Raw genomic sequence first — 9,590 nt, 5'->3', positions numbered from 1 at the left:
AAGGAAAGGTTTTTGAAAATAGACCTATGTTATCAACAACTAATCGGTTTTACAACGCATTATTAAACTATAGCCTACAATAATTGTATTATCGGCATAGTCACTGTTTTGAAGTGCTGTTAGGACTCGCCCCAATTGATCGTCAGCAAAGGATACACAGGCCAGGTAGGAATGAAGTAGATGGGTATAAAATTCATCACCCATACCTTCAACGGTGGCATAATCTCCTAGGTTAGTACCATAATTATAAGCAATAGATTTGCCCATAATTGGAATGTCCTTCATATCATCTTCTGGGCATTTGGGTTTTTTGATACTTGCTTTATCGTACAGGTCAAAATACTTGCGGGGCGCTGTGTAGGGTACATGGGGTCTGACGAAACCAACGGATAAAAAGAATGGATCGGCATGTTGCTCCTGCAGTTTATCAATGGCGTAATCGGCAATTAGTTCATCATACATTTTACCTTCCGGTATGTCGGCCTCATCCAGAGGTCCACCGCACAGTGAATGCCCTTTGCTTATTTCATTGCCATAATGCGTCTTTATTTGACTGCCTCCTTTAGGAAAGGGGTAAAACTTATAGCCCTTATAGCCGGCGCCACGTTCAAGGTCAATAGGGCGCAGTTTCTCTTTATATTCGGGTAGACAATCATCCCAGAGTTCATCTTTCAGAAATTGAAAATCAGTAGCTCCTTTATGAAATATTTTACCGGCGCACCAGGTTTTATAGCCATGATTTTTAAATACAGCAGGTAGCATTTGTTTGTCGCCCATTACCTCGTGGTAGGAGGCTTCCATGGCTTCGTGATCTTCTACCAGCGTATACCAACCAGTGGAGGTCGGATGTAAGCCGCTCAATAAAGCATTTCGTGACGCAACACAGACTGCCATAGGGGTATGTGCGTTACTAAATGATGTGCCAGATTTTGCCAGTCGATCAAGATTTGGCGTGATGGCTTGTGGATGCCCCTCAAGATGACCTGTCCAGTCGTTAAGATCGTCAATGGCAATAAACAGAACGTTGGGCTGTTGCGAGCTTTGCTTTTTTTGGCACGCCATGCAGACGATAACAATGGCCGTGATTAGAATTATTCTTAAGATTTTCATTGTGTATTTGTTTTAATAGCGATAAAGAAAACAAACATTATGGACTGAAGCATTCATTATTTAGCAATTAATTTTAACAATTCGCCGGATTGATTTAATCTTGTTTAAAAGAGGAATGCTCATTGATATTGTGTTAGCGTTATCACTGTAGCATGCTTTTAAAAGTCACTAATGACATGGGAAAAAAGATAGGCTAACAGGACTCAGAGGTAATTGATGGCATTCATTTCCATATTTGTCCAGTTCAGTGCGATCTGTATATAGACTTTCAGCATCAATAGCAGGATTTTAAACCAATAAAAAGTTTGTGCACCCAAACTATTTCTGGTTGCTATTTCCGACATTTCAACATGTGTTATAGGTTTTTCAACCAATTTAAAAGAGCCTAAACTCCATTAGTTCAGTGTAAACACCTGTCCATGTACCTTTGTCTTGTTCTTTATGCTATCTGGAGAACCTTTCATCAAATAGTAGAAGAAGCCAAATAGGAATAAGTAAAGCGTCCGTGATTATAGCAACCTGCTATTGGCGGAGGAATCTAAAAAAGAAAGTGATATGAGCTATGCAATTGGAATAGATTTAGGAGGTACAAATATTAAGTACGCAATTGTATCTGACGATGGTACCATTGTAATTGAATCCATTAAGCCAACACAGGCCAATGAAGGCCGAGATGTAGTTGTTCAGAACATTCTGAACTGTTGTAACGAGTTGTTAGAATATGCTGCAGCTCATCAGATGGAGGTTAGTGGAGTAGGGGTTGGTTCGCCGGGTATAATCGATAATGGCTTGGTTTTAGGTGGAGCTGAAAACTTGCCTGAATGGGAAAGCTTACCACTGGGAGGTATTTTAAGTCGTCGATTGAATCTTCCAGTTTTTGTTGAGAATGATGCCAATATGATGGGCTTGGCAGAGGTGCGTTTTGGTGCTGCCGATAACGTGGATGACGCAATTTTTCTAACCATAGGAACAGGTGTTGGCGGGGCAATGGTGCTTAATGGTGAGCTGTACGGCGGCCACCGAAACAGAGGTGCCGAATTGGGGCATATCGTAATTAATCCTGATGGTGCTATCTGCGATTGTGGAACAAAAGGATGCCTTGAAGCGCACGCTTCGGTAACTTCATTAATAAGAGATTATAAAGATGCACTGGCAGAGGCAGGCCATACTCTGCCTGATAAAATTGATGGCGTTCACATCATGCAGAATTTTAGAAGTGGAGAAGCTTGTGCACAAAAAGCATTGAATCAGCACATGGATTACCTCGCTATGGGCATTGCGAGTTTTATTAACATATTTAGTCCCCAGAAAGTCATTATTGGAGGTGGATTATCGGAAGCCGGCGATTTCTATATCGATGAAGTGCAAAAACGAACAATGAAATTGGCTATGAAAGAAACCAGCGTGTTTACGCAAATTGTACAAGCCAGGTTGGGTAACAAGGCGGGCTTTATTGGGGCGGCAGCACTGGTGTTTGATCGTACAAAACAGACAGTTGCCGTATTACACTAATGGAACAAGTAAATTTTAATTAAATTATATATTGATGAAACGTAAATATAATCTGGTTTCTGGCATCTGTACCTTGCTGATTTTGGCATCTGCATTATATAGCTGTCAGCCGAAGCAGGAGAAAAAGCAGCGTCCTAACTTCCTGATTTTAATGTCTGATAACCACAGTTGGAACCATCTTGGCTGCTATGGTGATGAGGTGGTTAAAACTCCTGTTATTGATGATGTAGCAACGAAGGGTATTTTATTTAATAATGCATTTTGTTCGGCTCCTTCCTGCACGCCGGCGCGCGCGTCAATGCTGACTGGACAGGATATCTGGCGCTTAGAGGAAGGCGCTAACTTATGGGGTACTTTGCCTGCAAAGTTTGAAGTCTATCCGGATATTCTTGAGAAGGCCGGCTACCTGGTTGGAATCGAAGGTAAAGGCTGGGGCCCGGGAGGTGTTGAAGAGAGTGGACGCGAACATAACCCTGGCGGTGAGCGGTATGGCTCGTTTGAAGAGTTTTATAACGAACGTGAAAAAGGGCAACCTTTCTGTTATTGGTATAGTTCACGCGATCCACATCGTCCATTTAAGCGCAATGGAGGTAAAAAAGCAAAGATTGATTTGAATTCAATTGTAGTTCCTCCTTATTTGCCCGATACTGAAGAAGTGAGGGGAGATATCTCTGATTACTATGCTGAGGTGCAGAGTTTTGATAGGGAGGTAGGTGCTTACCTGACCTTGTTGAAAGAAATGGGACAACTAGAGAATACCGTAGTGATTGTTTGTAGCGATAATGGGTGGCAAATGCCACGGGGATTAGGTAATTTGTATGATTTTGGAACAAAAATTCCTATGATTATCTCTATGCCAGAGCGGTTTGCAGGCAACCGTACAATTGATGATTTTGTCAGCTTAAATGATCTGGCTCCAACATTGCTAGAACTGGCTGGTTTGTCAATTCCAGATTATATGAATGCCAAAAGTCTTGTGCCTATTCTGGAAGCTGATAATAGCGGTATAATTGACGGGGAAAGAGATTTTATTGTGACAGCCAGAGAGCGTCATGCTTATGTAAGGAAAAATGGGGCCGGTTATGGTTCGCGTGCTCTACGCAACAAGCAATTCTTATATATTCGAAATTACGATTATGAGGCATGGCCAGCTGGCGATCCTCCATTATATGGCGATGTGGATGCGCATATGTTGCATTACCCATGTCCAACAAAGATGGATTTGCTGCTCAAAAAAGAAGATGAAACCATTAAGCCACTATTTGACCTTGCATTTGCGAAGCGTCCAAAGGAAGAGTTGTACGATCTGGAAAAAGACCAGTACCAGATGAATAATGTAGCAAACGATCCTGCTTATCAGGAGGCGCGAGAAAAACTTGCAAAGCAATTGACAGACCACCTTAAAAAACATGGTGATCCACGTGAGTTAGGATTGGAAATGAAGTGGGTGGATGCCGAGTATTTGGCAGAAAAGGACAAATCTCCTCGTCCCGGTCAAGAGGCGATAGAATTACTGAATCTGGAGGAAGAATATTATTATGATAATGAATAATATTTATTGTCGTAAATAAATGAATCTGTAACTTTTCTAATAAAAGTTATGAGTTAAAGGCAATAGTTTGTTGAAGTATTACATAAACAGTGGATAATCAATAAGATAAGTAGGATGATGTTTGTTTAAAACCTTGATAGTCACCCTTAATGAAGCTGTCGAAACTCTCCATTAAGATGTTGTTTGTAAATGATTTAGACAAGTAAATCACTGAATTGTTTCGCTGATATTCAATAGTTTATATCATACTTTAACGAACTATTGTTATTGAAAGAACTGTTGATCGTAATGGGCATAGCATTAGCTCTTCTCTACTTTATTCTGGCTGCCCAGTTCGAGAGTTTTAGCCAACCCTTGATCGTTCTGTTCTAGGTGCTGATGGATATGGCCGGTGCCCTAGGCTTATTGTGGCTGTTTGGAGGCACCATCAACCTGATGGCCATGATCGGCATCATCGTGATGAGCGGTATCATCATCAACGATTCCATCTTAAAAATTGATACCATCAATCAGCTGCGCCGCCAAGGCATGGGGCTGATGGAAGCCATAGAAACCGGTGGCCACCGTCGATTGAAGCCCATACTAATGACCAGTTTAACCACCATATTGGCATTGCTACCCTTCTTGTTTCAAAACGATATGGGAAGCCTCTTGCAGCAGCCCCTGGCATTAACCGTTATTGGTAGTATGACACTGGGTACCTTGGTAAGCTTGTATTTTATACCACTGTGTTATTGTTTTTTGTACCGGAAATCACCCGTATCAGTAATGAGCAGGCCATGATATCGTATGAACAGGACTGATTACCAAAGTACTTGAATTTAACCTTCAGCATAATAAAGTGCAATTGGCTGCCCGATCACACACCCTGGCACAGCAAAGTTATGAGCTGAAACCACCCGCTTCAGAAAAGGTAATTTTGAGTAAATAATTAGTAGCCGAAATGGTGCCCGCTTATGTGTGTAGTGTTATTGGCTTTTAAGATGACTTGCTAAGCTGGACTCAATCGTGGATATTTTATTATTTTTGACAATGCTTTGAGTATTCCGTTTAAGCAGGCTACGATTGAGTAGATTAGGCTTAAGTGGTGTTTTGTACTTCGATAAAAGCTTTAATCCTGATATATAGCAATGGCACAGCAATTTGGTAAAACATGGTGGGGGGAGCACTTTTTACAAGCATTAACAGATATAGATTATTCCAACCGACTGCCCAGGGGCAGAAGTTATGCACGTAATGGTTATGTCGCTTCAATTGATATCACAGGAAACAGGATTGATGCCAAAGTAAAAGGAAGCCGCCGAACACCCTATAAAGTGCAAGTTACCATACCGCTCTTTACGGATGGCGAGAAGAAGAAACTTATGCAGGCCATCTCCGACGACCCATTATTGCTATCTCATTTGCTGAATCGGGAGTTGCCGGATGAGCTAAATATACTGGCTGAAAAGAATAATATTTCTGTATTTCCCAATAAATGGTCTGATTTTGATATGCAATGCTCTTGTCCTGATTGGGCGGTGCCATGCAAGCATTTGGCCTCGGTTATTTATATGCTTTCAGCTGAAATTGACAGAAACCCCTTTTTGATTTTTCAATTGCATGGCTTAGATATTTTGAGGGAACTTAGCAAAGGAGGGATGCCTCTGGCGCAAGAGATGAAAATCCCGCTTTTTCAGGATAAGATACAGGATTTGCCTTCTGAAATAGAAGATGGGGCTAGCGAGGAAGAAGCTCTTTTTGATTTGTCCGGTTTGAAGCCACAGGCCGATAAGCTCCTAACTTTGTTGGAAACAAAATGTACTTTTTACGATAAGCCTTTTATTCCCCTGCTTCGCAAAAACTACAAGGCACTGGCACGGCATTCGAAAACCCTTTCAGAAAAGGAGGTTGTAGCCTTTGAACCCAGCGTATTTGAAAATATTGAAAAGGGAGCGGTTTTTATTAATGATGATTCGACTTTTCAAAAGGCTTGCCTGAATGCTGAAAAGGGGGATTTAATTTTTGATGCAGCAGATGATGGCTTAGATGGTCTCATTAACTTTTTGGTCAGGCTGCCCAAGAAATATGAGCAACGACTATCACCCGATCTAAAAACTCTATATAAGGTTTGGCATTTAAGCATTAAGCTTGCTGAGCTTGGGGCCTTCATACCTCAAATACTAGCCGTGGGGAAAGGTGTAAATATTATCAGATGGATTCCGGCTGTGATAAACGATGAAGTTAGTACTTTGCTTAAGCTGATTGAACAAGATATCTCCTCTGAGTTGGTAAAAGTATCCAACGGAAAAGCTAAGTATAAGTATCTGTCGCCATGGGAACAGACAATAAGTCTTGTGTCTGTTTTTTTGACGCATTACATGAAGACTGCCAGCCTTGTGCAATCAGCACCAAGACATCCCTTAGAAGCCAAAATAGAACAGTTATTCTTCAAAAATCAGGGCAGCACCTTTCATCGGGTGGGAGAAAAACAGGTGCCGGAAGCCATTCATCAATACCTGCAACGATTTTTCATTAATGAAAAATCGTATGTGCCACTCATTAAAATTGACGATCACCCACTTGAAAAAAAATTTGAGTTTCAGTTGTGGGTTGAAAATTGTAAAGACTCGATGCAAGAGCCGATACCATTGGATGATTTCATCGGCGATGAGGTGAATAATAAGCATAAGACTTCGATGTTCCAATCCCTGGCAAGCTTATCCCGCGATTTTACAGCGATAAAACCGCTCATCTCATCATCGGGTAAGGAGCAGCTCTGCTTCAATGCTGATTTATTTGCCGATGTTTTATTGCATATCCTACCCTTGGTTAAGTTGATGGGTATTAGAATACTACTACCTAATTCTCTTAAAAGTCTTGCCCGCCCTAAAGCTTCGTTAAAATTAGAGGGCAATAATGCGCATTCGACGGGTAAAAGTTACCTCAATCTCAATGAGATGTTGCAGTTTGAATGGCAAATTGCCATTGGTGATAAAACCATTCCGGTGAGCGAATTTAAAAAGTTGGTACAGGGTACTTCGGGAGTGGTTAATATTAAGGGAGAGTATGTTTTAATAGACCAAAAAGAGGTGGCTACTTTGCTCGCTAACCTCGATGAAGAAAAGCAACTTAGTCATGCTGAATTGCTCCAGTCTGCGCTCACTGAAGAGTATCAGGAGGCTAAAATAACGGTAACAGATACAGCTCGGCAGATGATTCATGAATTATTGCAAAGTGATAGGATGCCAATTCCTTCTGAATTGAATGCCACCTTACGCCCCTATCAGGAGAGGGGCTACCAATGGCTTTATAACAATAGTAAAGTGGGGTTTGGTAGTATTATTGCTGACGATATGGGACTTGGGAAAACGCTCCAGGTAATTAGTCTCTTGCTGCTATTTAAACAAGAAGGGCGTTTTAAAAAGAAAAAAGCATTGGTGGTTGTTCCGACTACCTTAATCAGCAACTGGCAAAAGGAGATAGAGCGCTTTGCACCGGAATTGATTCCGCATATTTATCATGGAGCAAAGCGTGAGTTTGTTACTGAGGATTGCGATTTAGTCATTACATCCTACGGCACCTTACGAAGCGACGCATCAAAATTCCATAAAATTAAATGGGAGCTGGTGGCCATTGATGAAGCACAAAATATAAAAAATCCGGGCACTGAACAGACGAAAGCAGTTAAGAAGTTGAAAGCTGATGTAAAGATTGCCATGAGTGGTACACCTGTTGAAAATCGTTTGAGTGAGTATTGGAGCCTTTTCGATTTTGTGAATAAAGGATACCTGGGCTCGGCTAGGTATTTCAAAAAGGCCTTTGCCACACCCATTGAGCGGGATAATAATGAGGAGCAACTCAACCGGTTTAAAAGTATAACAGCACCCTTTATTTTGCGGCGCTTAAAAACAGATAAGTCTATTATTTCTGATTTACCTGAAAAGATTGAGCACGATTGCTTTGTGGAGCTTGCCAAGGAACAAACAGCGCTCTATCAGAAAGTGGTTGATAGTATGATGGAAGCGCTTATTGACACAGAAGAGAATTCTATTGAACGAAAAGGGCTCGTACTTAAGATGATGACTGCCTTGAAGCAGGTTTGTAACCACCCAGCTCAGTTCCTGAAAAAGGATGATGACCGCGCAGAGCTGTCAGGGAAAACGCAGATGTTGATTGAGTTGCTACGCACCATCTATGAAAATGACGAAAAAGTATTGGTATTTACTCAATATAAGGAGATGGGGCAAATTCTCACCCGTATTTTAGAAACTGCATTTGACAGTAAGCCCTTGTTTTTACATGGTGGCGTATCCCGCGAGAAACGAGATGAAATGGTAGATGCCTTTCAGAATAAAAGACATAAAAAAATCTTCATTCTTTCGATAAAGGCTGGTGGAACAGGGTTGAACTTAACGGCGGCCAATCATGTTATTCACTACGATCTGTGGTGGAATCCGGCTGTGGAAGCTCAGGCCACCGACCGTGCTTTTCGCATTGGTCAGCAAAATAACGTGTTGGTTCATCGTTTCATTTCCAGGGGAACCTTTGAGGAGAAAATTAACGAAATGCTCCAGGATAAAAAGCACCTGGCTGATTTGACTGTTGCAGCGGGCGAGAAGTGGATTGGCGATTTGTCGAATTCAGAGCTTAAAGCCCTTGTGAGTATGTAGCCTGTATTTTTCATGATCAGCAACTTGAATGTTTACTCCATTGTATTATCGCCCTGTTAGCAACAATACAGATCGAAACTTGCAAATGGGGCGATTTTGGTGTAGATCTACACCACATTTAAAAAATTAAAATTATGCCAAGGCAAAGTATCTCATTTTCGAAACCTAACGATGAATGGTTAAAAGCACAAGTGGACAGCGAAGAGTATTCTAGTAAAAGTGAACTTGCTAATGATTTGATTCGGCGGGCAAGAAAGCAACAAGCGCAAGTTGATTGGCTCAGAGCTAAATTAGATAAAGCTGAAGAAAGCGGTTTTACCAATGACTCCAAAGAAGAAATTTTAAGACAATCAAAGTCGTTGCTTAATGGCGAATTATAGATAAGGTAAATCGGCAAAACAAGACCTGATTCGAATTCATCAATTTGGTGTTGAAAAGTTCGGAGTCGTTCAAGCTGACAAATATTTTGAGACCTTTTTTGATTACTTCGATATAATCGCAGACAGACCATTTGCTTTTGAATCTGTTGATTACATAAACCAGGATACAGAAGGTGCGTTTGTGGCTCAGATAGTATTTACTACAAAATTTATAACGGAACAGATGATGTTATAGCGATTGTTGCAATGCAATGCAAGACTTGAATAACATTCTTTAGTTTTGAATTGATTCGACTTCACTTTAATCTAGGCACTTTCAGAAGTGATACTTATGAAGAACAATATATGAGGTTAATCTTTGTTGATTAGCCTTTTTGTTTTTCA

At 41.0% G+C, this 9,590-nt stretch carries 6 protein-coding genes; 5 read left to right on the top strand and 1 reads right to left on the bottom strand.

Annotated features, from left to right (window positions below; all coding sequences use genetic code 11):
* Positions 1-39 precede the first annotated feature (39 nt).
* On the bottom strand, positions 40-1,110 hold the full coding sequence (locus tag ACRD7A_RS18770; protein ID WP_430812929.1) for a sulfatase-like hydrolase/transferase: 1,071 nt from the start codon (positions 1,108-1,110) through the stop codon (positions 40-42).
* Positions 1,111-1,665: 555 nt separating this feature from the next.
* On the opposite strand from ACRD7A_RS18770, the gene ACRD7A_RS18765 reads away from it, so the two are divergent.
* From ACRD7A_RS18765 to ACRD7A_RS18745, 5 genes are all read left to right on the top strand, one after another.
* Positions 1,666-2,622: an ROK family protein gene (locus ACRD7A_RS18765; protein ID WP_430812928.1), complete on the top strand. Its 957-nt coding sequence runs from the start codon at positions 1,666-1,668 to the stop codon at positions 2,620-2,622.
* A gap of 34 nt (positions 2,623-2,656) precedes the next feature.
* The gene (locus ACRD7A_RS18760; RefSeq protein ID WP_430812927.1) at positions 2,657-4,174 is read left to right on the top strand and encodes a sulfatase family protein; all 1,518 of its coding nucleotides are present in this window, start codon (positions 2,657-2,659) and stop codon (positions 4,172-4,174) included.
* 384 nt (positions 4,175-4,558) lie between these two features.
* Positions 4,559-4,957: an efflux RND transporter permease subunit gene (locus ACRD7A_RS18755; RefSeq protein WP_430812926.1), complete on the top strand. Its 399-nt coding sequence runs from the start codon at positions 4,559-4,561 to the stop codon at positions 4,955-4,957.
* Positions 4,958-5,304: 347 nt separating this feature from the next.
* A complete protein-coding gene (locus tag ACRD7A_RS18750; RefSeq protein ID WP_430812925.1) occupies positions 5,305-8,826 on the top strand; it encodes an SNF2-related protein in 3,522 nt (1,173 codons plus the stop codon).
* A 134-nt stretch (positions 8,827-8,960) separates the two neighbouring features.
* Complete coding sequence (locus ACRD7A_RS18745; RefSeq protein WP_430812924.1) at positions 8,961-9,206, top strand: ribbon-helix-helix domain-containing protein; 246 nt, start codon at positions 8,961-8,963, stop codon at positions 9,204-9,206.
* Positions 9,207-9,590: the final 384 nt, after the last annotated feature.

Origin of the sequence: Carboxylicivirga longa (genome assembly GCF_050589825.1) — a bacterium.
In the GTDB taxonomy this organism is placed as follows: Bacteria; Bacteroidota; Bacteroidia; order Bacteroidales; family Marinilabiliaceae; genus Carboxylicivirga; species Carboxylicivirga longa.
Note: the sequence above shows the minus strand (reverse complement) of the source record. Positions and strands in the feature narration are given on the sequence as shown.